The organism is Nonomuraea sp. NPDC005692 (assembly GCF_040631115.1).
GTDB lineage: Bacteria > Actinomycetota > Actinomycetes > Streptosporangiales > Streptosporangiaceae > Nonomuraea.
Window position 1 is genome coordinate 175,087 of the sequence record NZ_JBEXYU010000015.1, and the last position, 23,248, is coordinate 198,334.

Genomic DNA, 23,248 nt, shown 5'->3' on the forward strand with positions numbered 1-23,248 from the left:
GAATGTCTGCATCACGGGCTAGGGCGGTTCCTACGGTGCGCAGCCTCGGCGTACGCATCCTTGAACAGTTCGAGGATCTCCTGGTCCACCGGGTTGGTCAGGTAGTTGTTCTGGCGGATCTCGTTCGGGGAACGTTCGTCCAGACGGGCCAATGTCAGAGGTGCTTCGGCTGCCAGGACCGAACGCTGCGGGCTGAGGAAGGCTCCTCGGTCATTCCAGATGGTGAGCATGCCGCGCTCCTGACCCGGCAGGCGGAGATTCAGCACCCAACGTCCCTTGCCCACGGTCGTGTAGAGCGTGGCCAATCCGGCGCTTTCCAATTGGTGCGCCCACTCACAGAGGCGGCGGAGGTCTTCGCCATGGGCTGGGTCCGCGTCGTCGATGCTGGCGATGAACAAAGCTGATCCCGCTGTCGGCTTGGCCTCTCTCCGGGAGCTGGGCGGCCGCGCATGCGATCGCATGGTCGCCCGCTCCGGCTCGATCAACTGAGGCACCAGCACCTGGCTGTCCTGCACCTTGTACGCCGAGACGGTCACCAGGTCGATGTCGAGCCGGTCGTTGGTGACCGCCTGTAGATAGCCGGCGAGATCGATCAGGTCAGGCGAGGCGGCATCGAGCACCACCACGCACCGGATCCGACCCTCCTCCAGAGCCGCGATCATGCTGTCCTGGAAAGCGGCCATGTCCACCGAGCCGTCGGCGATCTCCGTCCTGATCGCATCCGCAATGGACGAGCTTCCGCGCTTGGCCAGGAAGGGGCGCACGAGTTCCTCGAACGTCTCAGATGACAGTCGGAAGAGGTGCGACGCGTAACCGAGAACCTGAGTGAAGACCGACCTTCGATCGGAGTTGGCCGCGAGCTTCACCTCAATGATCACGGGTTGACCGGTGTCGGCGTCGACCGCAATCAAATCGGCGTAGCCAGCGCCGAGAGAGACCTCTCGACCCAGGATCACCAACCTCGGCTGTCCACGCAGTGGCAGCATGGCAGGGGTCCGCTCGATGCTGTCGTGCAGATCTTTTTCGCGGAGAAACGGTTGTGTCGGCAGGGGGACCAGCCCATCCTCGGTGTCCCGCCAGATTCCTGTCATCGATCCTGCTCTCACAATTCTCGATGATGCAAAGGTTCCACTGGAGCACAATGACCGCACACGAGCACCCGCTCACGGATCTCGAACAGCGCCTGATGGCCATCGCGAACGAGCACGGCTTCATACTGCACCGCGAGCCGGTGCAGTACTACTGCGAGTTGAAACGCGACCACGTCATCATCTATCTCGATCGGCAGCGGAGCGGGAGAAGGCCTTCCCGCATACGATCCCAGGCAGGAAGCGGGCCCTTTCCTGCCTGGGGAGAGGCCCCGGCGCGTGCGCCATCGCCGCGCCTGGCCGCCGGCGAGACAGGCTTGGTCGACTGGTCACCATGCTCGCCGGCGCGGCTGTCGGGTCAGGTCTTCTCCTGGAGGGTGACGTCGGCCTCGCGGGTCCGGCCGTCCCGCAGGTAAGTGATCTTGACCTGCTGGCCCGGCTTGAAGCCTCTGACCTGTCCGACGACGGTCTCGCCCGCGTCGACCGGTGTGTCGCCGATCTTCGTGATCAGGTCGCCCTGCTTCAGTCCGGCCTTCTCCGCCGGGCTTCCCGCAATGACCTGGCTGATCAGGGCGCCGGGCACATCGCCGGTCGCGTCGGTGACGCTCACCCCGAGCACCGCGTGGCGGACCTTGCCGGTGGCGATGAGCTGGTCGGAGACCTGCTTGGCGGTGTTGACCGGGATGGCGAAGCCCACGCCGCCGCCGGCGGCGTTCGAGGCGATGGCGGTGTTGATGCCGACCAGCTCGCCCGCGGCGTTGACCAGCGCGCCGCCGGAGTTGCCCGGGTTGATCGAGGCGTCGGTCTGGATGGCGCCGCCGATCGTCGTGCCGGCGCTCTGCTGGTTCTGCTCCTGTCCCAAGCCGGGAGGGAGTTGTTGCCGCTGGTCAGGGCCAGTGGTGAGGGTACGGTCAAGCGCGCTGACGATGCCCGCCGTCACGGATCCGTCCAGGCCGAGGGGGCTGCCGATGGCCAGTACGGCCTCGCCGACCTTGAGCGCGTCGCTGTCGCCGAGCGTCGCCTTGGTCAGCCCGGACATGCCCGCGGCCCTGATGACGGCCAGGTCGGTGGCTGGATCGGTGCCGACGATGCTCGCCTTGGCCGTCTTGCCGTCGCTGAACTTCACGCTCATCTGCCCGCCGCCCTGGCTCGCGCCCTCGACCACGTGGTTGTTGGTGAGGATGAGGCCGTCCGGCGACAGCACGACGCCCGAGCCCTCGCCGCTCTGCCCCTGGATCATCACGACGGTCGGCTGAACCTTCGCTGCGACGTCCGCCACGGTGAGCGGTCCGGAGGCCGGCTTCAGGACGGGACTGGGTGCGTGGACGGTGGTGGCGACAGGCGCGGGCCGGAAGGAGGTCGCCGCGACGGCGCCGACCACCCCACCCGCGATCGCCATCGCCGCCAGTGCGAGCCCGGCCACCGCCTTCTGGCCGGCGGTGAAACGGGCCCTCCAGGCGGGCGCCGGCGGAGGCGGGGGCGGCGGCTGTTCCGTGACGATCGGGTCGCGCCGGGGAAAGCCTCCCGCCGTCGGCGGCGTGGTGCCGAACTGGCTCCACCCGCCGTTTCCCTGCGCTCCAGGGTCCTGCTCGTGAGGCTCGTGCGCGTTCATCTGTCATCTCCCTCAAGTTCCGCTGCCTCACGGTGCCAACTCCGGCGTAAGACCCGGCTAAGCCCTTGATCCCGGAACGGGGGCCGCTCCTCATGGCGGCCTTATCGATCCAGGTGGGACGGGTGTGAGTCGCCGACATTCATTTCTACAAGTTGTCGAACTTCATCGGCCGAACCGGCGTTTCCGGCTCTGACGAGCGCAACCCCTTTCGTGGAGGCGAGCGGGTCGGCTGAGGTGTCGTCTCAGGGAGGCGGGGGTGGGGAGTGCGTCGCTGAGGGAGGTGAGCAGGAGGTGGCGCTGCAGCAGGGTGAGCTCCCCGACACTGGTGCCGGGATCGATCTTGGCCTGGCGCAGCGTCTGCGTGATCTGGTCGGGGGTGTGCTCGGGCAGGGCGCGCAGGAGGGAGGACCAGGCGGTCGCCGGCGGCATGGCGTGGGCGTTCGGCGACCACCGGCAGGCGCGAAGCCAGGACCGCCACGCCGACCAGCGCAAGGACGCCGAACTGGCCGCCTACAACAACCGTCTCGCCCAGCTGGACAAGCGCACCCGGGACCAGTGAGACAGGGGACGTTTACGGCATCCATATTCTACGTACTGTAGAAGTTCTACGTACAGTAGAAGCACGCGGTCGGAGGTAGCGGATGGACAAGAACGCCGAGGGCACGCTCAAGGAGCGGCTCGCCGCGCTGCGGGCGGAGCAGCAGCGCACGGAGCGTCGGCGGCGGGTCGTCACGATCAGCGCCACGGTGGTCGTGGCCGCCGGGGTGGCCACGGCGGCCACGGCGTTCGTCCTGGCCGACCGGGCCGGACGGTCGCTGGACGCCGTCCAGACGATCAACGTGACCGGTCGCAACCACACCGACAAGGTCGTCAGCTACCCGCAGGCCCCGCCGGTCGGCGGCGACCATGCGCCGGAGTGGCAGAACTGCGGCATCTACTCCGAACCCCTGCGCAACGAGAACGTCGTCCACAGCCAGGAGCACGGAGCCGTCTGGATCGCCTTCCGGCCGGGGCTGCCGAAGGACCAGCTGGACATCCTGTACAAGCAGGCCCAGGGGCGCGACTTCGTCGTGCTGTCGCCGTACACGGGGTTGTCCGCGCCGGTCGTGCTCAGCGCCTGGGGCAAGCAGCTCAAGCTCGACAACGCCGACGACCCGCGGCTGACGGCGTTCCTGCGCGCCAACATCAACGGCCCAGGGACGCCCGAGCCGGGCGCGTCCTGCAGCGGCGGGGTCGGGGAGCCGTCGGCATGAGGTTCCCGGCGTTCCTGCGGCGGCGCGGCGTCCTGGTGGCGGTGACCGCGGTGCTGACGCTCGCGCTGTCCGCCCTCGGCCTCCGCCTCTGGTACGCGGGCCCGCCCGGGGACACGTCGCTGGAGGCCGGCTTCGCCCGTGACATGCAGGCCCACCACGCGCAGGCCGTACAGATGGCACTGATCATCCGCGACCGCACCACCGACCGCGAGGTCAGGACGCTCGCCTACGACATCGCGACCACCCAGCAGCAGCAGGTCGGGCAGATGTACGCCTGGCTGGACCTGTGGGGCCTGCCCCAGGCGTCGCTGGAGCCCCGCATGGCCTGGATGCGGCAGGGCCACCAGAACATGCCCGGCATGGGACCGCGGTCCGCCCAGATGCCCGGCATGGCCACCCGCGAGCAGCTCAAGCAACTGGAACAGGCGAGCGGCAAGGAGGCGGAGACCCTCTTCCTGCGCCTGATGATCCCGCATCACCAGGGCGGCGTGCAGATGGCCCAGGCGGCGCAGGGGAGCGGCCAGCCGCAGGTGAGGCGCATGGCGCGTTCGATACTCGCCGCCCAGAAGGCGGAGATCGAGCTGATGCGCGGCATGCTCGCCGCCCGCGGCGCGGCCGAGACGACGTCGCCTCAGGCCCGCTGAAGCAGGTCGGCGAACCTGGACCGGCACACGGATGGCTGAGAACGCCCAGTCCGGGCAACTCGCGACCGTTCCTCAGCAGGCGTCGCGGGCGAAGAGGCGCGACCCCTTCCTCGACAACGTCAAGTTCCTGATGATCGCGCTGTGGCGCTCCACGTCGCCCCGCGGGCCAAGCTGAGCCCGTTCTACTACAAGACCAGTTACCAGGCGCTCGACCTGTCCTGGTACGCCGGGCTGGGCCTGCGCGCGGGGCTGCTGATCTGCGCGCTGGCGATGTGCCTGGCCGTGCTGGCACTGGTGCCCAGGCGCGAGACCTGGTTCACCGAGCTCGGCACCCGCACGCTCTACTGCTGCACGGCGTGGTCGTGCTCATCGCCAAGGACCAGGGATGGTGCTCGCACCCCGCCTGACCTGGCTCTACCGACGGCCGTCGAAGTAGCCCGCGGCTACCAGCCGACCTCGTCGCAGCCGATGTGGCCGTCCGGCTCCACCTGCAGGGTCGCGTGCGCGACGCCATGACGGGTGCGGAGCAGGTCGCGGGCCTGATCGAGGACGGAGTGGTTGTCGCTCTGGTCGCCCGTGACGAGGTGCGCGGTGGCGACGTTCATGCCGGAGGTCAGCGTCCACAGGTGCAGGTCGTGCACGTCGCGCACGCCCTCGATGGCCGCCAGGTCGGCCGCCACGACGGCGGCGTCCATGCCCTCGGGCACGTGCTGGCCGAGCACCGCGAACACCTGCCGGCCGAGCGAGATCGCACGTACGGCGACGAACACGCCGATGGCCAGCGCGATGACCGTGTCCCAGAACACCTGGCCGGTCGCCGTGATCAGCCACCCCGCCGCGATGACGCCGACCGAGCCCGCGGTGTCGGCGACCACCTCCAGGTACGCGCCCTTGACGTTGAGGCTCTCGCTGGCGCCGGACCGCAGCAGGAGCAGGGCGATCAGGTTGACCACCAGACCGAGCGCGCCCACCACGAGCATCGGCCCGGAGGAGACCTCGGCCGGGCCGCCGATCCTGCCGATCGCCTCGGCGACCACGTAGACGGCGACGCCCAGCATGAGGATCACGGCCAGCAGCGAGGCGAACACCTCTGCCCGGTAGGACCCGTAACTGCGCCGGCCGGTGGTGTCGGGGCGCGCGGCGATCCTGGTCGCGACCAGCGCCGCGCCGAGCGTGACCACGTCGGCGGCCATGTGCCCGGCGTCCGACATCAGGGCCAGCGACCCGGAGATCAGCCCGTAGACCAGCTCGACCAGGAAGAATCCGCCGATCAGGACGAACGAGACCGCCAGCCGCCAGCGGTGCCGGGCACCGGCGTGCCCGTGCCCGTGACCCACGCCCATCAGCGCTCGCCCTCCCGCTCCGGGTGGATGGCCTCGGTGTGCTCGGTGTGGGCCAGCGCCAGGTCCAGCAGCATCCGTACGTGCGGATCTTCCAGCCGGTAATAAGCCATCCGGCCCGACCGGCGGGCGGCCACGATGCGGTGGGCGCGCAGCAGGCGCAGCGCGTGGGAGACCGCGGACTCGCTCTGCCCGGTCACCGCGGCCAGGTCGCACACGCACAGCTCGCCGTCCAGCAGGGCGACCAGCAGCTTCAGCCGGTTGGGGTCGGACAGCAGGCCGAAGATGTCCGCCGTGTCGGTGAGGTCCTCGGCGGCGGGCATCCGCTCGCACACCGCGGACACCCGGTCGGCGTCGACGACCTTGACGGTGCAGCCGTCAACCACCAACACATTCTCAGCTGAAGAACTGTTCATATGAGTATTTTGTCGCCTATGCGACGAATGTCAACAACGGCAGCTCGCTCGCGACGGCGCCGAACAGCACTTGTGGGCGCGTCACCCCATTGCGGCCATGCGGCTCTAACTCTGCGGCTAGTTCATCGCCGCCACCAGCCTCAATTACGTTGAGTGTGCAATCGGGCACGAAGAGCATTTATAGCTGGAAGGCGCTGAACACACGCTCCCACCTCCCTCACCGTCGTGATCAGCACCTCCGCCAAGGCCGCAGGCTCGTAGGGCAGCCGCCCATCGAGCAGCCCGCCGCCCGGACATGACAGCCAGTCCCTGCTCGCCCCCGTCCGTTGCCGAGCAGGAAAAGTCCGCGCCCCTTGCTGCGCTTCTCCCGTCCTCGACCCCGCCCGCCCACCACGCGAGGCCATTCGCTCGTGCACGCCGACAAGCCGTCCCAAGCCGCCCGCCTGTGGTCCGCCCTGCGCTCTCGCGCCGCCCACAGCAGCCCGCTGCGCAGGCCCCAGACGGCGCACCCGAAGGCCATCGACGCCGACCAGTTCGCCGCCACCTCGACGGAAGGACACCTCATGGCCGTACCCCAGAACCCCGCCCCCGGCGGATGCGGTCAACGCATTTCCCTGATCAACGGCAGCTTCGAAGCACCCGTCGTCAGCAACTACGAGATACGGCCCGACGCCTCCCACAACGACCCCCGCGCGGTGCCCGGCTGGCGCACCACCGCCTCCGACGGCCAGATCGAACTCTGGCACACCGGCTTCCAGAACGTGCCCTCCGACGACGGCCGGCAGTTCGCCGAGCTCAACGCCAACATGGTCTCCACCCTGTACCAGGACCTGCCCACCACACCCGGCGCCAAGCTGTACTGGAGACTCTCCCACCGCGGCCGCCAGGGCGCCGACACCATGGCGCTGCAGATCGGTCCCCCGAACGCCCCGGTGGAACAGGCGCGGATGACCGACGGCAACACCGCCTGGGGCCACTACACCGGCGAATACGTCGTCCCACCCGGCCAGACCACCACCCGGTTCGCCTTCAAGTCCATCTCCGCCGCCGGCGGCAACCCGGCGATCGGCAACTTCCTGGACGGCATCGTCTTCGGCACCGCCCCCTGCGTCGTGCTCACCAAGGCCGCCATCCCCGAGGGCGAGGTCGAGGTCGGCGACGTCATCACCTACCGGGTGAACGCCAGGAACGAAGGCGGTGCCCCGGCCGACAACCTCGTGCTGACCGACGACATCCCGGCCGGTACCAGCTACGTCCCCGGCTCCCTGCGCGTCATCGACGGCCCGGGCAGCGGCGGCAAGAGCGACGCGGCCGGCGACGACCAGGCGTACGTCGACGCAGGCGCCGGGCGCGTCGTCTTCCACCTTGGCCAGGGCGCCACCGCCCAGCAGGGCGCAGCCTGGCCTCGACCGCGGACGCGCCCAACGGAACCACGGTGGAGTTCCGTGTCCGCGTCGAACGCGCCGGCGCCGGCCGCGAGATCGAGAACCAGGCCCGCGCCACCTACGACAACACCCTCGGCAACACCCCCGACCACCTCACCTCGACCTCCAACGCCACCACCACGCCGGTGAAGCGCGTCGTCGAGCTCGCCGTCGTCAAGGCCGCCGACCGTACCGAGGCCGCCGTCGGCGAGGCGGTCACCTACCACGTGGCCGTCACCAACAACGGGCCCAACGACGCCACCGGCGTCACGGTCGTCGACCAGCTTCCCGAGGGCTTGACCTTCATCTCCGCCACTCCCACCGCCGGCAGCTACGACCCCGCCACCGGCCTGTGGGACGTCGGCGCGATGGAGCTCGGCACCACCCAGACCCTCACCCTGCTGGCCAAGGTCACCAAGCCCGGCCCGCTGACCAATACCGCCACCGCCACCGCCAACGAGACCGACGGCCCCGTCACCGACGAAGTCGTCGTCTGCGCCCGCCCACCGGCCCCCTGCCCGCCCCAAGGCGGCGGCGGGTGCGGTTGCGGGGGAGGCTGTGGCGGCTGCTGACCGTCAATGTGCCTCGTCCTGATGGACGCGGTGACGCTGCGGGAACCGCACGCGCTGCCCAAGCCTGTGGACCTGGTCCTGCCGCGGGCATGCGGATCGGGCCGGCTCGTGCTCGGTCACGTCACGAGGCGAGACGACCCTGGAGAGGGGTGCGTTCATGGATCATGGACAGTGAAACTTTGCGGCCGGCGGAGCCGGCACTGAAGGGGGCGGCCCGCCGGCTCAGGCGGCGGGAACACTGGCGACGAGCCCGCCGTCCACGACCAGGTCCTGCCCGGTGATGTAGGCAGCCTCGTCAGAGGCCAGGAACGCCACCGCCGCCGCGACGTCGTCAGCGTGACCGAGGGCGCCGAGCGGTACCTCGGCCGAGTTGCGTGCCTCGCTCTCCGGGGCGGGGTTGGCGTCGCGGTACATCTCGGTGTCGATGTAACCCGGGCTGACCGAGTTGACCCTGATGCCGCGCGGCGCGAGGTCGGCGCCCAGCGTCCGGGCGAGATTATGGACGGCTGCCTTGCTGGCGGAGTACACGGAGGCGACGGACAGCCCGCGATACAGCGTCCAGGACGCGTTGATGACGATCGCGCTGCCGTCCCGCATCAGCGGCAGCGCCTTCTGGATGGTGAAGAAGACGCCCTTGAAGTTGACGCCGACGGTGTGGTCGAACTCCGCCTCGGTGATCTCGGCGCTCGGCTTGAACACGCCCACGCCGGCGTTCGCGAAGACCGCGTCCAGGCCACCGCGCCAGGTTTCGATCCGCCGCATCAGAAGGTCGAGGTCCGCCGGGGAGGCGACGTCGGCTCGAACCGCGAGCACCCGGCCCGAGCCGGGCTCCGGCAGGGCGCCCGTCAAGCGGGCGGCCGCAGTGTCGAGACGGACCTGGTCGCGTCCGGTGATGACGACGTACGCGCCTTCGCCCAGGAGCCGCTGCGCCGTGGCGAAGCCCATGCCACTGGCACCGCCCGTGATCAGAACGGTCTTGTTCAGGAATCGGTTCATGCGGCAATCCTCAAACGGATCGTCCGATTCCAGCAGTTCCGGTCGAACCTAGGCCTGGCACCACCACCTTCAGGCGCTCGCCATCAGCTCGGACAGCCGCGCCCCGGTGGCAGTGCCCGGCTGCGGCGTGTGCAGCATCAGCCGGTGTCCTGGCCGGTCGGGCAACGACAATGACCTGTACTCGAAGATCAGCTCACCTGTCTCCGACGTGTGGACGACCTTGACGCCCTCGGTCGCGTTGCCGACCGGATGCTCGGCCCAGATCTCGGCGAAGGAAGGACTCGCGGCGCACATGTCGGCGGCCAGCCTGCCGAATTCCAGGTCGTCCGGGTAGCGGGCCGCGTCGGCGCGGAACTGGCCGACGATCACCCGGGCCGCGTCCTCCCAGTGGGGCAGCGAGGAGCGGAAGCGGGCGTTGGTGAAGAAGCTCACCAGGCAGTTGTGGTCACGGTCCGAGTAGCCGAACACCAGGTGCGCGGCGCGGTTGACCGCGACCAGGTTCCAGTGCCGGTCGAGGATGTAGGCCGGGGACGGGAGCCAGCCGTCGATCAGCCGCTGCAACTCCGCGGAGACCGGCCGGTCCGACGGCTCGGCCTGGGGCGGGTTGAGCCCGGCGAGCAGGTACAGATGTTCGCGCTCCGCCGTGTCGAAACGGAGCACCCGCGCGACGGCGTCCAGGACCCCGGCCGAGACGTGGATCTCCCGCCCCTGCTCCAGCCAGGTGTACCAGGACACCCCCACCCCCGCGAGCACCGCCACCTCCTCGCGGCGCAACCCCTTGGCACGACGGCCGGAGCCGGTGGGCATGCCGACGTCGTACGGAGTCAGCCTGGCCCTGCGCGACCGCAGGAACTCGCGGATCTCGGCACTGCGCCGTTGCCGGGCCTCTACCGGAAGTCGGGAAATATCCACTCGCCCATCGTAGGAGCCTCTCAACAGCCCCTTCGTACTGCTGACGCTCTGATGGCGGAGTCATCCGCGGGCCCTCTGCGGCGGCGACCGGCATCCTTTGGACCCACCTCGCGACGTTCGACAAGGGATCGCAAAGTGGGCCAAGACCGCCGACCACATCTGCCGCTCCTGCGACCGGATCGCAGAACCGGCTCACTGAAACGCCATCCCCCTTCTGCCTTCCCAGAACGAGCGCATATAGTGATGGCTTGTGTGCACACCGTCACGAACGGGCAGGTATGGCCCCGATCCGGAGCGGTGAGCTGCGTTGCCGTGCGTGCGTACGGCCGGTCGGTGGGCATCCGGCGAGCGGTGTACCCGTCCGCCGGAAGGGCGTCCGCAAGGAGAGCTACACCCGAGAAGGGAGTGTCCGTGAGTCGTGCACTGATCGTCGTCGATGTGCAGAAGGACTTCTGTGAGGGCGGCAGCGTTCCGGTGAAGGGTGGCGCGGATCGGGCCGCCGCTATCGCCGAGCTGGTCCGGCGCGCCGACGGGCAGTACGCCTTCGTCGTCGCCACCCGTGACCACCATGTCGATCCGGGCCCTCATTTCTCCGACAATCCCGACTTCCAGGACTCGTTCCCCGTGCATTGCGTCGTCGGTGATGAGGGGGGCGAGTTCCATCCGGATTTCGCGCCCGCCGTCGACTCCGGGCATGTCGACGAGGTCTTCTACAAGGGCGCTCACTCCGCCTCCAAGAGCGGTTTCGAGGGCTTCACTCAGGAAGGCGAGACGCTGTCCGCCTGGCTGAAGGCCCGTGACGTCACCGACCTCGATGTCGTGGGCATCGCGACCGACCACTGCGTGAAGGCCACCGCGCTCGACGGAGCGCGCGCGGGCTTCACGGTGCGAGTCCTGCTCGACTACACCGCCGGCGTCGCCGCCGACACCACGCGCACCGCGTTGGACGAACTGCACCGGGCCGGTGTCGCACTGAGCGGCGAACCCGTCGTCGCCTGAGCGGGCAGACCCGGCTCTCGCCTCCCGCTCTACGGGTACACAACTCCATCACTCTATGTAAGTTAACGAGCGCACAGAGTAAGGGTAGTGAGATCTCGGAGTCCATCACCGAGAGGAGACCCCCATGCGTTGCCTCACTCTGCTTGCGGTCCTCGCCGCCGGCGCCACCCTCGCCACCGCCGCGCCCGCCGCGGCCCACACCCTTCACGCCTCGGACCCACGCTGCCCCGACGATGCGGTCTGCTTCTGGACCGAGCCCGGATTCGAGGGCGAGCGGCAGGTCGTCCGCCCTGTCTCCGGCTCGCGTCCGTGCATCACCACGCCCGACGCCCATGCGGAATCGGCCGTCAACAACACCCGCTTCTCCCGGCTGCTGTACCTCGACCCCGACTGCTCCAGCCGGCCGGTCGGGTTCATCCCATCTGGTGGGAACACCCCCTCCCTCGATCCCCCGATCGCCGCTTGGCGGTGACCCGCCCGAGGCTGGGGGCATGGCGCGGCCTGAGGCGTGCGCGCTGAGGACGCCAAGCTCGCACATCGGCGGGAACCGGCCTTGTCGACAACGCTGCGATGTCGTGCACTTGACAGTCGTCGTCCCTGTTCAGCCGGGCATGTAAACGGACGCGACGGTGTGCTGTGAAGTCGCGCTTGGCAATGATGCGGGCCGCGGTCTTCTCACCTGGCCGGACGTAGCAGTTGAGGCCGGCCAACTGCTGACGGCAGGACCTGGTGCGCCGCTCGGGCGCAGTGCGACCGGCGGCGGCCAGGTGCGTCGATGCCAAGTGCGCAGTCTGGTGCGGCGTCCAGTCGTCGCCGTGCGCGTCGAGCTCACCGGCGGGGGCTTGAACAGGCTAGGCGTGTGGGTAAGACAGACGGCCTCCCCTGGTGCAGCAGATGCCGCTGGCCGCGGACGCGCGGCGTCGCCCTTGGAGCAAATGCGGCGGAACTCGATTCCGAGATCTTCAGCGTTGCAGGACAGGCGGCGAGGATGGCCCGATGGTGGCGGTAACGGGATTCCTGTGTCAGTAGTGACGCATGATTCACCGCAAGGCCATATTGCGTTGCGTCTCCATATAGTTACGCTCAGTACGCATCGGAACGGTGATCATCAGTATCTCGTGATGCCCTGAGCCGGGCATGCGTCGGCAGCCTCCTGGGGGACGACACCTCCGGGGCAGAGCGAAGGCGAGGTGGTGGGGTGCATCTGACCCCGCACGAACAGGAACGTCTCATGATCCATGTGGCCGCGGACGTGGCCCGCAAGCGCAAGGAGCGGGGGGTCCTGCTCAACTACCCGGAGGCGGTCGCGCTGATCACCTCACACGTGCTGGAGGCGGCCCGGGACGGCAAGTCGGTCCACGAACTCATGTCAGCGGAAGCCAAGATCCTCTCCCGTGACGACGTCATGGAAGGCGTCCCGGAAATGATCTCCGAACTTCAGATCGAGGCCACTTTCCCCGACGGCACCAAGCTGGTCACCATTCGCCACCCCTTCGCAGAACCGCAGGCTCAACCGAAGTCCGGCGCAGGAGCGGATACCGAGGCGGGACAGGCCGCCGAGGTGGAGCCCGCAGCGGCGACGCTGGTCCATCCAGGCAAGATCGACCACCCCGAAGGCGTAGGGCAGGTGCCCTTCAACGAGGGCCGCGAGATCAGCATGGTGACGGTCACCAACACCGACGACCGTCCCATCCAGGTGGGCTCGCACTACCACTTCTACGAGGCCAACCCCCGCCTCGACTTCGACCGCGCCGCCGCCTACGGCAAGCGCCTGCACATCCCCGCCGGCAGTTCCGTCCGCTTCGAGCCGCAATGCACCCGGACGGTGACGCTCGTGCCCATCGAAGGCAAGCGCATCGTCGCCGGCCTGCGCGGGCAGATCGGGGGAGAGCTCGATGGATGACCCCCTGACGGAAGCATCGGCCGAGCAGGCGGCGGACGCCCCCGTCGAGCCCGTGGCGGAGACCTCGTCACAGACCTGCGCGCAGGAGCCGGAGATCCTGCCCATCGACCAGCCGCTGACGCGCGTCAAGTACGCCGACCGCTACGGCCCGACGCTCGGCGACCGCATCAGGCTGGCCGACACCAACCTGCGGATCGAGATCACCGAGGACTGGGCCGGCGGCCCCGGACGCAGCGGCAACGAGGTCATCTTCGGCGGCGGCAAGGTGATCCGCGAGTCGATGGGCCAGTCCTGCGCGCCACGCGACAGCGCGAGGTTCGGCGCGCCCCAGCCGCCCGACACGGTCATCACCGGCGTGGTGATCCTCGACCACTGGGGCGTCGTCAAGGCGGACGTGGGCATCCGCGACGGCCGGATCGTCGCGCTCGGAAATGCCTACAACGACGAGACCATGGACCGCCTGCACGACAGGCACCCCCTCGCGACGGACTTCCTGATCGGCGCCGAGACCGAGATCATCTCCGGCAACGGCAAGATCCTCACCGCCGGTGGCATCGACACCCACGTGCACTTCATCTGCCCCGAGCAGGTCCACGAGGCGCTCGCCTCCGGGGTCACGACGCTCATCGGCGGTGGCACCGGCCCCGCCGAAGGCAGCACCGCCACCACCGTCACGCCCGGCGCCTGGCACGTCGCCCGGCTGTTCGAGGCGCTGGACGCCTTCCCGGTCAACATCGGGCTGCTCGGCAAGGGCAGCACCATGTCCACCGAATCCCTGTACAACCAGGTCGAGGCGGGCGTGCTCGGGTTCAAGATCCACGAGGACTGGGGGGCCACGCCAGCGGTGCTGCGCCATTGCCTGGAGGTGTGCCGGGCGACCGGCGTCCAGCTGGCCCTGCACGCCGACTCGCTGAACGAGGCCGGCGCCGTCGCCGACACCATCGAGGCCATCGGCGACCATCCGATCCACGTCTTCCACGTCGAGGGCGCCGGTGGCGGCCACGCCCCCGACATGATCACCATGGCCGGCCTGCCCAACGTGCTGCCCGCCTCCACCAACCCCACCCGCCCCTTCACCGTGAACACGGTCAAGGAGCACATCGACATGGTGATGGTCTGCCACCACCTCAACCCGCTGGTCGAGGAGGACCTGGCCTTCGCCGAGTCGCGGATCCGGCCCTCCACGATGGCCGCCGAGGACATCCTGCACGACCTCGGCGCCATCTCGATCATGTCGTCCGACGCCCAGGCCATGGGCCGCATCGGCGAGATGATCATCCGGACGTGGCAGACCGCGCACGTCATGAAGGGCCGGCGCGGCCCGCTGGAGGGCGACGGTGAGGCCGACAACCACCGCGCCCGCCGCTACGTCGCCAAATACACCATCAACCCGGCCATCGCGCACGGCATCGATCACGAGGTCGGCTCGGTCGAGGTGGGCAAGCTCGCCGACCTGGTGCTGTGGGAGCCGAAGTTCTTCGGCGTCAAGCCGCACCGGGTCATCAAGGGCGGCCAGATCGCCTACGCCCAAGTCGGCGACGCCAACGCCTCCATCACCACGCCGCAGCCGATCCTGCCCCGGCCCATGTGGGGTGCGACGGGACGGGCGCCGGCCGCCAACGCCGTCAACTTCGTCACCGACCACGCCATCCGGTCCGGCCTGGCCGACAGGGTCGACGCGCGCAAGCCGTTCCGGGCCATCCGCGACACCCGCAAGGTGTTCAAGGCCGACATGCGGGAGAACGACGCCTGCCCCGACATCGAGATCGACCCCGACACCTTCGAGGTGGTGATCGGCGGCGCGAAGGCCAAGGACGTCACGGCCGAGATCGACGATCAGCTGGTCGACGGCCGACAATTCGCCGACACACTTCCCATGGCACAGCGCTACTTCCTGTTCTGACCACCATGAACCGTTCGAACGGAAGGTGAGCCACGTCCCATGAACCGTGCCGCCCTGCTGATCCTTGCCGACGGCCGTTTCCCCGCCGGAGGGCACGCCCATTCCGGCGGGGCCGAGGAGGCCGTCAAGGCCGGCGGCGTGCGGGACGTGGCGAGCCTGGAGGAGTTCTGCCGCGGCCGGCTGCACACCAGCGGCCTGGTCGCGGCCGGGCTCGCCGCCGCTGCCGCCACCGGTTACGACCCGCTCCTGCTTGAAGAGGCGGCCGACGCCCGCACCGCCGCCCCAGCCCTCCGGCACACCTCGCGCCGGCTCGGCCGGCAACTGCTCCGAGCCGTACGGACCGCCTGGCCCTGTGCCGAGCTCGACGCCCTGGCCGCGGCCCGGCCGCGCGGCGCCCACCAGCCCGTCGTGCTCGGCCTGGCCGCCCGCTGCGCCGGACTGACCCCGCTGGACGCCGCCTACGTGGCCGCGTACGAGAGCGTCAGCGGGCCGGCCACCGCAACCGTCCGCCTGCTCCGGCTGGACCCCTTCGACGCCACAGCCGTCCTGGCCCGCCTGGGCGCCGACATCGACCACGTCGCGGGCGCCGCGGCCGAGGCCGCACAGCGCGTCCACACGGACGGGCCTGCCGCGCTGCCGGCCGCCTCCGCGCCGCTGCTCGACATCATCGCCGAACGGCACGCCGCCCGCCCGGCCCGCCTGTTCGCCTCCTGACCACTCCCTCAACCCCATTTCGGGAGCAACCATGCACCTGCACCACGACGACGCCTTCCCACACGGCCCCGGCGGTTCCTCCCACGAGCGTCCCGGCGGCGGCCGTCGCGCCCTGCGCATCGGCCTGGGCGGGCCGGTCGGCTCCGGCAAGACCGCCACTGTCGCCGCCCTGTGCCGCGCGCTGCGTGAACAGCTGTCCATCGCCGTCGTCACCAACGACATCTACACCCGTGAGGACGCCGAGTTCCTGCTGCGCGAGGCCGTCCTGCCCGCCGAGCGCATCACCGCCGTCGAGACGGGCGCCTGCCCGCACACCGCCATCCGCGACGACATCTCCGCCAACCTCGAAGCCGTCGAGGACCTGGAGGACCACCTCGGCGCCCTCGACCTGATCCTGGTGGAATCGGGTGGCGACAACCTCACCGCCACCTTCTCCAAGGGCCTCGTCGACGCCCAGATCTTCGTCATCGACGTCGCAGGCGGCGACGACATCCCCCGCAAGGGCGGCCCCGGCGTCACCGCCTCCGACCTGCTTCTCATCAACAAGACCGACCTCGCCCCCCATGTCGGCGCCGACCTGGAGGCCATGGCCCGGGACGCCAAGGCCCAGCGCGGCGACCTGCCCACCGTCCTGACCGCGGTCAAGACCGCAGGCGGCATCACCCCCGTTGCCGAGTGGATCACTGCCCGGCTCGCCGACTGGACCGCAGGCCGCCCATGATCCCTGCTCCGTCCCCACCCGAACCCGCCCAGCTCCGACTGACCCACCACGCGCCCGGCGTGCACGCCACCGCCCGCATCCGCGCCATCCGCGCCGGCGACGCCACTGCCCTGCCCACACTCGCCGGCGACGGCCCCTTCGACCTACGCCGCGCCCGCCCGCACGGCGACCAGGCACGGGTGTGCATCGTCGGCGCCATGAGCGCCCCACTCGGGGGCGACCGGCTGCGCATCGAGGCCACCGTCGAACGCGGTGCTCACCTGCACCTCACCACCGCCGCCGCCACCATCGCCCTGCGCGGCCCCACCACCAGCCACGCCACCTACGACGTCCGCCTGACCGTCGCCGAGCATGCCAGTCTGCAGTGGCTGCCCCAGCCGCTCATCTCCGCCGCCCGCAGCAACCTCCGCCAGAGCTGCATCGTCGTCCTCGCACCGACCGCCCGGCTCCTGCTGCGCGAACAGATCGTCCTCGGCCGCGCCGGCGAGCCTCCGGGCCGGCTGGCCACCCGCCTCACCGTCCACCGCGGCGGCCGCCCCCTCCTGGACCAGCACACGATGTACGGCCCGGGTGCGCCCGCCTGGGACGGCCCAGCCATCGCCGCCGGCCACCGCGCCATCGGCCAGATCCTCATCGTCGACCCGGCTCTGGACCAGCAATCACCTCACGCTCAGCTGATCAGCGACAACCCCGCAACCGGCCAGGCCGTACTGACACCGCTGGCCGGACCCGCCCTTCTGATCACCGCCCTGGCCCCCGACACCCTGCGCCTGCATCGTCTGCTGGAAGCCGCGCACTCCATCCTTGAACAGTTCTCGTGAATCGGCATCCTCCGGACTCGGCCAGAATCGGGCCTGTCGAGTGCGATCCTGGCCGCCTCCGCTTCCGCCGGCCCATGCCCTGGCCACGTTGGCCGGCGCGGGCCAGATACCGCGACATCTGACATCGACTGCGGCGGCCCGCACTGGGAGCGTCCATCGGCAGTCGAGGTGTCGAGCCAAGCATGGGAGCTCTCCTTGGAGTGTGCGGTCCTGCCTGACGGCGTAAGCGTCAGGCAGGGCGATCGTGTGCCGTCGCCGTTTGCCTCCCACACTGACCATCCACGCACCGTAACGCCCAGTTGCTATCCGTGATAACAAGAGGCGGCTTCTGCTCTAGCCTGTGCGAATTCTGCGGATGCCCTCCGCCAACGGTCGTGATCTCGCCGCACGCCACGGCGAGTCGATCGTCAGGCAGGTCGTCCCACCTGGAGATGAGTCGGACGCCACCGCGGTGCCGAAACGGGCCGCCATGGCCGGTACGACACTCGCCAAGGCCGGCCATGAACGCCACCAAGGCGGGCGAGTCAGCCACCCGGCGTGCGACGCTCGACCTGGCCGGCATGGGCTGCCGGCAGCCACATGAGGTATCCCAGAGTTGATTACTGCGCGCTCACCCCCTCACGGGGACGGCGGCTCACAGATAACTGCAGTAGACCTGCTGATCGCTTCTCGGCGCCGAGCGTCAGGTCCCGTGGGAAGGCATTGGGAAGAATCAGCCACAAATGATGGGCCACAGTCATACGGCGCCGGACACATCAAGAAGCCCCTCACTAGCGCCGCGGCTGCTCAAGGGCGCCTTGCTGCTGGTCGAACCTGACGCCCCCGGCAGAATTCGAACCTGCGGCACCCGCCTTAGGAGAGCTCGAGTCGAACGGCGTCCGGTTTCTCTATCAACGGGCCATATGTGATGATTGCTCGGCCTGCATTGGCTCCTCAGCAAGGACCTCCCAATGTCCATCGCTGGGTGGGTGTTTGCACTGGTGGAAGCGGTACTCCGGGTGGGAGTCTTGCAAGGCGGTCCCGCTCGTCAGATGCGGGTGTCTTCGAAGATAGTGCTGCTGCGGCTGGCTCAGCCGGCGGTGGCCTTGGCGTAGTGGAACACCTCGGGTGGAAGCGGATGATGCAGGCGCCACACGAAGCGGACAGGCCGCTCGCCCTCGTGGCTCACGTACCGCATCGGCCCGGCGTACGTGTACGGTGGCGCGCCCAGCCCTTCGTCACGCTTGGACTGCCTGATGAGCAGGTGAACGGTGGACTCGCCACTCAGGTAGCGGCGGGCGGTGGCGGTCGAGGTGCGCAGGGTGCTCTGCGACTCCCACTGGAACAGTTCTCGCTGATCGCCCGGTCGTGGTAGAGCGTGGTGGGGGAGTAGTGGTCCTCGGACTTGTCGATGGTGACGAAGAACAGGTCCGCCCGGTGCTCCGGTACATACTTGACCCCTTCCCCCATGTGCGCGGGCCGGTCGATGCCGAACGCGGCCAGTACCTCGTTCTTGCTGTAGCGGGCGTGCACATGCAGCGGCACCACGGCGTCCAGCGGCGGGGCCACGTGGCGCAGGCCCGAGCGGAGCAGGTTCGCCAGCTCTCCCAACTCGGTCGCGCGGGCTCCGGTGAGGTGGGCGAGCCGGGCCTCCATCCCGGAAACGGGCTCGGTGCCGCCCCACAACATGGCGTCCAGCATGGCCAGCAGGCGTTGCTCGCGCGGGGAGCGCGGGGACCGCGGCACTCGCCCGGCGAGCACGCCGGTCAGAAAGGTGAGCCGCTCGACGTCGTCGATGTGCAGCATCCGGCCGAAGGCCCGGCCGAGACTCTCATCACCCGGGGCGGCGTCGAACCCGGCGGCGTGCCGGAGTGAGGCCCAGCCCTGGCGGTGCCGGTAAAGGTCCTCCACGTCCAGCCCGGTTTCCCGCAGGAAGGTGAGCAGGTCGACGTCGCCGAGGTCGCGCAGCTCACGTGCCAGGTCCCGCCAGTTCAGGCTGAGCGCCTGCCGGACGTTGTCGAGGACGAGCCGGCGTACGTCGCGGTCCAGGTCGATGACGCAGCCGGCGGGCAGCGTCTGGAAGCCCTGCTCGATCTCCCTGGCGATGCCGGTACGGCTGGCGCCGGTGAGCGCTCGGTAGCGGCGGTCGAAGCGGAACTGTTTGTGCTGGTGGCCGACGAAGTCGAGCACGGTCAGGCAGGGCTTGTCGTCGGCCAGCCGCAGGCCGCGGCCGAGCGCAGGAACAGCATGGTGTCGATCTCCGGGACATCGACGCCTTCGTTGAAGAGGTCGACGGTGAACACTGCGTTGATCTTGCGCTCGCGCAGGTCGCGCAGGGCCTGGTCGCGCTCATCACGCGAGCTGTTCGTGGTGACGGCGACGGACGGGAGCCCGGCCCGCGTGAAGCGGTCGGCCATGAAGCGGGCGTGGTCGATGCTCACGCAGAAGCCGAGGGCCCGCATCCGCCCCACATCGCCTACTTTGCGGTGAAACGTCTCCAGGACCACGGCGGCGCGGCGATCGTTGCCCGTGTAGACGTTCGAGAGCTGGCCGACGTCATATCCCTGGCCCCGGCGCCAGCCGATCTGGCGCAGGTCGGTGCCGTCGTGTACCCCGAAATACTGGAACGGGGCCAGCAGCCCCCGCTCCAGCGCCTCCCACAGGCGCAGCTCGGCGGCGATCCGGCCGCCGAACCAGTGCTTGATGTCCTGCCCGTCGGCACGCTCGGGGGTCGCAGTCAGGGGGCCTGCCCCCGGTTCTATCAGCGTTGTCCTTGGGCTTCGGCTGCTCACGCGGCAACGCCTGCCGTTCCCCAGCCGACGGCATAGGCATGCGACTGGCCATCGTCGCGACGGTCACCGAGCGCACGTGGCGCGTCGAGGTGACAAGTCCCCCAACGACATAGCCTTCACGGTGAGACTCCCCGCCGCCCCAGCGGGAAACGCCCCTGCCCAATGAAGGCGACGATCCGGCTGGGACCGATTGTGAGATGCTCCCGTCAGCGGATCTGCGAGACGGTGGGGAGGCCATGGACGAGTCCTATCACCAGGCCGGGGCCAGATCATCAGCCGGTGGGGCGAGAGCTGCGCGTGGTCTCACCTTCCAGGCTCAGGTTTTCGCTTGGTGGGCCGTGCGTGCCATCGTAAAGATGCCGCTGACCGACCTCGGGCTCGACGCCGCCGTCCGGGTTGAAGCGGTGGGGTGTGAGATCGGACTTCCCGTCGACGATGTGGGCGTCGCCGTGTCCGGCGGCGGGTTCATCCTCGTACAGGCGAAGGCCGGAATGAGACGGCTGGACGCGCAGACCGAAGATCTGGTGAAGGCCATCGACCAGATGGTGCGCGCCTTCGTCGAGGGTATCCACACGAGTGCGGGCGTGCGCCCCGTCGACCTCTCGCACGACCGGCTCGTGATCGCCACGAACCATGATGGGAGCCGAGCCTTCGACCAGCTGGGCACCGTGCTCCTGCGCCTCTGTGGCCACCCGGTAGACCTCCCTCTCCGGGCAGCGGCGCCGACGATCGCCCAGCGGAGGGCGCTCGAAACCTTCGTCGAGGTCATCGAAACTCGTTGGACGGCCATCGTCGGACACAAGCCCTCTGATTCCGACTTGCGAGCGTTCCTCCGGTGTGCCGAGGTCATCCGGCTGGATCTCAAGGAGCCCGACGGGACCGACCTCTTCCGCAGCGAGCAGGCCCTGCGCGCGGCCCTGGGTGACTCACTCATCGACGAGCCCTTCAGCAAGCTCGCCGGGCGCGGCAGCAAAGCAGCGACCGCCCAACGATGGTGGCGGCGGGAGGAGTTGCTTCAGGCCGTGCTTCGCGAGGAGGGGTCGATGCAGCGCTCCGTTGGCCCGCGACGTAACTGCCTTCCTGCCCTCCCTCAGCCCTACGTGCGCCGAGGCGACCACAATCTCCTCGACCCCGAACCGACGGCGGAGTGTCTCCGCGTCGCTGTCACCGGTGGCCCCGGCTTGGGAAAGACCACTCTCGCCATCGACATGGCCAACGAGGCTGCTCAGGACTTCCCCGACGGGCAGTTGTTCGTCGACTTCCGAGGCTTCGGTCCGACCGCTCCCATGTCTTCCGCGGAGGCGGTCGAGGTGCTCCTGGAACAGATGGGCGAGGCCGATGCGGCCGCAGGAAAGGATTCGGAAGGCCGCCGACTGCACTATCTGGACGCGGTCGAGACGAGGCGGTTCGTCATCGTCATGGACAACGTACGGGACAGCGAGTGCGTCCTCCATCTGCTCCCGCGCCACGGCCCCTCCGCCATCATCGTCACCAGCCGCACCCAGTTGGGGACCCTCCTGCGGAGAACCGACGTGACGCACCTTCGCCTGGCTCCACTGTCAACCCACGAATCCAGGGATCTGCTGATCCAGCACATAGGCGCCGACCGAGCAGCCGCCGAGCCCGCCGCCATCGCCTCTGTTCTGGCCGCGTGCAGCGGCAATCCTCTAGCCCTGGCAATCGCCGGATCCCACGTCCGGCACCTGCCTGAGCTGTCACTGGACCAAATCGTGTCCGTTTTGACCGACGCCGATAGCCGGCTGGACTTCCTCGACCTGCACGAGCCGGACTCCGCGCTCCGCACCGTTTTTTCCTGGACGTATTACGCGCTTCCTGCCGAGCTACAGGATTTCTTCGCCCTGGTCGGCTCGGCCCCGGGCCCTGACATCGACAGCTCAGGAGCTGCCTCGCTCGCCGGTGTAGAGGGCACCCGAGCAGGGTTGGCCCTGCTACGCCGGTTACGGCATTTCCACCTGATACAAGAGAATGCGCACAGCGGCTTCCAAATGCACGAGCTCCTCCGCGACTATGCCCTCTCTCTTTGCCGTGGGGATCGGCGCCTCCAGGACGTCCACGACCGCGCCTGCGAAAGGCTCGTCAAGCACTACGCCGATCTGGCCGCCGCCACGGATCCCGGTACCCGTCTCGCCGGCCAGGACGCACCGCGCTTTCTCTCCGCCGTGCGATACGCCGAGGAACACGGTTTGGAGAGCACAGCCAGGACTATCGTGGACTGTCTCATCGAGAACATGTGGTATCACGGGCGATGGAACGACTGCGCAGCGATGTTGCGCTCAATCACGAACGACCCATCGAAGCCTGAGGATCCGAAGATCCGGTCTTACTTTCTCCGCCAGTTGGCCATCACCCTGCGCCGTCTGGGAGCACACGCTGAGAGCGTCGAGTTCGGTCGGCACGCCCTGTCCACGCTGGGGCCGGGACGATCGGTACGCGCGGAAGCCGACTGCCGCTATGTCCTGGCGGTCAGTCTCGCCTACGCGGAAGATCACGAGGCCGCCCTGGAGCAATACCACCTCGCCGCTGACGGATTTCGAGAAACTGGCGCCGAAAGCGGGCTCGCGGATGCTCTGAACGGCATCGGCTGGAGCCTGGCGATGCGGGGAGAACACCAGGAAGCCCTGATGTACTGCACGCGAGCCGCCGATATACACGGCGATCTGAATGTCCCCAACAGCCAGGCAGCCGATCTTGACAGCGTTGCTTGCATCTACCAGTTGCTCGGCGATCACAAGGCCGCGCTCGGCTACTTCGAGCGATGCCTTCTCCTGTACAGGGAGATCGGCTACCGCGCCAACGAGATCCGTACGCTGGACAGCATGGGCGACAGCGCGCTGGCGTCAGGCGACCCGAACAGTGCCGTCGAGCACTGGCTCCGCGCCATCGCCGTCCTTGAGGACATAGGTCACACGGACACCGACCAAGTCCGCGAGATACGCGCCAAGGAGGCGGCGGCATCATCCCAGAAATAGCCATCGCTGGACAAACGGAAGCGATATACTAGCGCAGTGGCTTAGCCGGTCGAATGCTCCATACTTCCCGTGGAGACTTTCAGAACAGGGAGACGCTATGACGAAGAGAAAGCGGCCCACGAATCCGAAGCGGCCTAAGCGATAGCACGAAGACGGGCGGGGCAGCCAT

22 protein-coding genes are annotated in these 23,248 nt (G+C 68.9%); 14 read left to right on the top strand and 8 right to left on the bottom strand.

The window, feature by feature from the left end:
• Positions 1 to 11: 11 nt before the first annotated feature.
• Together ABZ459_RS28720 and ABZ459_RS28725 are read right to left on the bottom strand one after the other, a co-directional pair.
• The gene (locus ABZ459_RS28720; RefSeq protein WP_357976501.1) at positions 12 to 1,091 is read right to left on the bottom strand and encodes a hypothetical protein; all 1,080 of its coding nucleotides are present in this window, start codon (positions 1,089 to 1,091) and stop codon (positions 12 to 14) included.
• A 355-nt stretch (positions 1,092 to 1,446) separates the two neighbouring features.
• Positions 1,447 to 2,700, bottom strand: a complete 1,254-nt coding sequence (locus ABZ459_RS28725; RefSeq protein ID WP_357976503.1) for a trypsin-like peptidase domain-containing protein — start codon at positions 2,698 to 2,700, stop codon at positions 1,447 to 1,449.
• A gap of 307 nt (positions 2,701 to 3,007) precedes the next feature.
• Between ABZ459_RS28725 and ABZ459_RS28730 the strand changes: the two genes are divergently transcribed.
• The 4 genes from ABZ459_RS28730 to ABZ459_RS28745 all read left to right on the top strand — a co-directional run bounded on the left by ABZ459_RS28730 (position 3,008) and on the right by ABZ459_RS28745 (position 5,113).
• A complete protein-coding gene (locus ABZ459_RS28730; protein WP_357976505.1) occupies positions 3,008 to 3,259 on the top strand; it encodes a hypothetical protein in 252 nt (83 codons plus the stop codon).
• An 82-nt stretch (positions 3,260 to 3,341) separates the two neighbouring features.
• Positions 3,342 to 3,953, top strand: a complete 612-nt coding sequence (locus ABZ459_RS28735; protein ID WP_357976508.1) for a DUF3105 domain-containing protein — start codon at positions 3,342 to 3,344, stop codon at positions 3,951 to 3,953.
• A complete protein-coding gene (locus tag ABZ459_RS28740; RefSeq protein ID WP_357976511.1) occupies positions 3,950 to 4,597 on the top strand; it encodes a DUF305 domain-containing protein in 648 nt (215 codons plus the stop codon). The genes ABZ459_RS28735 and ABZ459_RS28740 overlap by 4 nt, the downstream gene beginning before the upstream one ends.
• A gap of 141 nt (positions 4,598 to 4,738) precedes the next feature.
• The gene (locus tag ABZ459_RS28745) at positions 4,739 to 5,113 is read left to right on the top strand and encodes a hypothetical protein (protein ID WP_357976514.1); all 375 of its coding nucleotides are present in this window, start codon (positions 4,739 to 4,741) and stop codon (positions 5,111 to 5,113) included.
• Here ABZ459_RS28745 and ABZ459_RS28750 read toward each other — a convergent pair.
• Together ABZ459_RS28750 and ABZ459_RS28755 are read right to left on the bottom strand one after the other, a co-directional pair.
• Positions 5,041 to 5,940, bottom strand: a complete 900-nt coding sequence (locus ABZ459_RS28750; RefSeq protein WP_357976517.1) for a cation diffusion facilitator family transporter — start codon at positions 5,938 to 5,940, stop codon at positions 5,041 to 5,043. The two genes, ABZ459_RS28745 and ABZ459_RS28750, sit on opposite strands and share 73 nt — an antisense overlap.
• Positions 5,940 to 6,323, bottom strand: a complete 384-nt coding sequence (locus tag ABZ459_RS28755) for a metalloregulator ArsR/SmtB family transcription factor (protein ID WP_357976520.1) — start codon at positions 6,321 to 6,323, stop codon at positions 5,940 to 5,942. Before ABZ459_RS28755 ends, ABZ459_RS28750 begins: the two co-directional genes overlap by 1 nt.
• 440 nt (positions 6,324 to 6,763) lie before the next feature.
• Between ABZ459_RS28755 and ABZ459_RS28760 the strand changes: the two genes are divergently transcribed.
• Both ABZ459_RS28760 and ABZ459_RS28765 read left to right on the top strand, forming a co-directional pair.
• Positions 6,764 to 7,927, top strand: a complete 1,164-nt coding sequence (locus tag ABZ459_RS28760) for a DUF11 domain-containing protein (protein ID WP_357976523.1) — start codon at positions 6,764 to 6,766, stop codon at positions 7,925 to 7,927.
• Positions 7,924 to 8,349 (top strand): DUF11 domain-containing protein, encoded by a 426-nt coding sequence (locus ABZ459_RS28765; protein ID WP_357976595.1) that lies wholly within the window; start codon positions 7,924 to 7,926, stop codon positions 8,347 to 8,349. Before ABZ459_RS28760 ends, ABZ459_RS28765 begins: the two co-directional genes overlap by 4 nt.
• A gap of 222 nt (positions 8,350 to 8,571) precedes the next feature.
• Here the strand turns inward: ABZ459_RS28765 and ABZ459_RS28770 are convergent, their stop codons facing one another.
• Positions 8,572 to 9,345 carry an SDR family oxidoreductase gene (locus ABZ459_RS28770; protein ID WP_357976526.1) on the bottom strand — a complete coding sequence of 258 codons (774 nt, stop codon included), beginning with the start codon at positions 9,343 to 9,345 and terminating at the stop codon, positions 8,572 to 8,574.
• A gap of 69 nt (positions 9,346 to 9,414) precedes the next feature.
• A complete protein-coding gene (locus ABZ459_RS28775) occupies positions 9,415 to 10,257 on the bottom strand; it encodes a helix-turn-helix transcriptional regulator (RefSeq protein ID WP_357976529.1) in 843 nt (280 codons plus the stop codon).
• Between the two features lie 411 nt (positions 10,258 to 10,668).
• Between ABZ459_RS28775 and ABZ459_RS28780 the strand changes: the two genes are divergently transcribed.
• The 7 genes from ABZ459_RS28780 to ABZ459_RS28810 all read left to right on the top strand — a co-directional run bounded on the left by ABZ459_RS28780 (position 10,669) and on the right by ABZ459_RS28810 (position 17,318).
• Positions 10,669 to 11,256 (top strand): isochorismatase family protein, encoded by a 588-nt coding sequence (locus tag ABZ459_RS28780; protein WP_357976532.1) that lies wholly within the window; start codon positions 10,669 to 10,671, stop codon positions 11,254 to 11,256.
• A gap of 124 nt (positions 11,257 to 11,380) precedes the next feature.
• Positions 11,381 to 11,728 (top strand): peptidase inhibitor family I36 protein, encoded by a 348-nt coding sequence (locus ABZ459_RS28785; RefSeq protein ID WP_357976535.1) that lies wholly within the window; start codon positions 11,381 to 11,383, stop codon positions 11,726 to 11,728.
• Positions 11,729 to 12,454: 726 nt separating this feature from the next.
• Complete coding sequence (locus tag ABZ459_RS28790) at positions 12,455 to 13,159, top strand: urease subunit gamma (protein WP_357976537.1); 705 nt, start codon at positions 12,455 to 12,457, stop codon at positions 13,157 to 13,159.
• Positions 13,152 to 15,062: an urease subunit alpha gene (locus tag ABZ459_RS28795; protein WP_357976540.1), complete on the top strand. Its 1,911-nt coding sequence runs from the start codon at positions 13,152 to 13,154 to the stop codon at positions 15,060 to 15,062. Before ABZ459_RS28790 ends, ABZ459_RS28795 begins: the two co-directional genes overlap by 8 nt.
• Positions 15,063 to 15,101: 39 nt before the next feature.
• On the top strand, positions 15,102 to 15,776 hold the full coding sequence (locus tag ABZ459_RS28800; RefSeq protein WP_357976543.1) for an urease accessory UreF family protein: 675 nt from the start codon (positions 15,102 to 15,104) through the stop codon (positions 15,774 to 15,776).
• Between the two features lie 31 nt (positions 15,777 to 15,807).
• On the top strand, positions 15,808 to 16,497 hold the full coding sequence (gene ureG / locus ABZ459_RS28805) for an urease accessory protein UreG (RefSeq protein ID WP_357976546.1): 690 nt from the start codon (positions 15,808 to 15,810) through the stop codon (positions 16,495 to 16,497).
• On the top strand, positions 16,494 to 17,318 hold the full coding sequence (locus ABZ459_RS28810; protein ID WP_357976549.1) for an urease accessory protein UreD: 825 nt from the start codon (positions 16,494 to 16,496) through the stop codon (positions 17,316 to 17,318). The genes ureG and ABZ459_RS28810 overlap by 4 nt, the downstream gene beginning before the upstream one ends.
• A gap of 1,263 nt (positions 17,319 to 18,581) precedes the next feature.
• Here ABZ459_RS28810 and ABZ459_RS28815 read toward each other — a convergent pair.
• Together ABZ459_RS28815 and ABZ459_RS28820 are read right to left on the bottom strand one after the other, a co-directional pair.
• A complete protein-coding gene (locus ABZ459_RS28815) occupies positions 18,582 to 19,487 on the bottom strand; it encodes a hypothetical protein (RefSeq protein WP_357976552.1) in 906 nt (301 codons plus the stop codon).
• 2 nt (positions 19,488 to 19,489) lie between these two features.
• The gene (locus ABZ459_RS28820; RefSeq protein WP_357976556.1) at positions 19,490 to 20,089 is read right to left on the bottom strand and encodes a helicase-related protein; all 600 of its coding nucleotides are present in this window, start codon (positions 20,087 to 20,089) and stop codon (positions 19,490 to 19,492) included.
• A 356-nt stretch (positions 20,090 to 20,445) separates the two neighbouring features.
• On the opposite strand from ABZ459_RS28820, the gene ABZ459_RS28825 reads away from it, so the two are divergent.
• Positions 20,446 to 23,079, top strand: a complete 2,634-nt coding sequence (locus ABZ459_RS28825; protein WP_357976559.1) for a tetratricopeptide repeat protein — start codon at positions 20,446 to 20,448, stop codon at positions 23,077 to 23,079.
• The last annotated feature ends 169 nt before the right edge of the window (positions 23,080 to 23,248 follow it).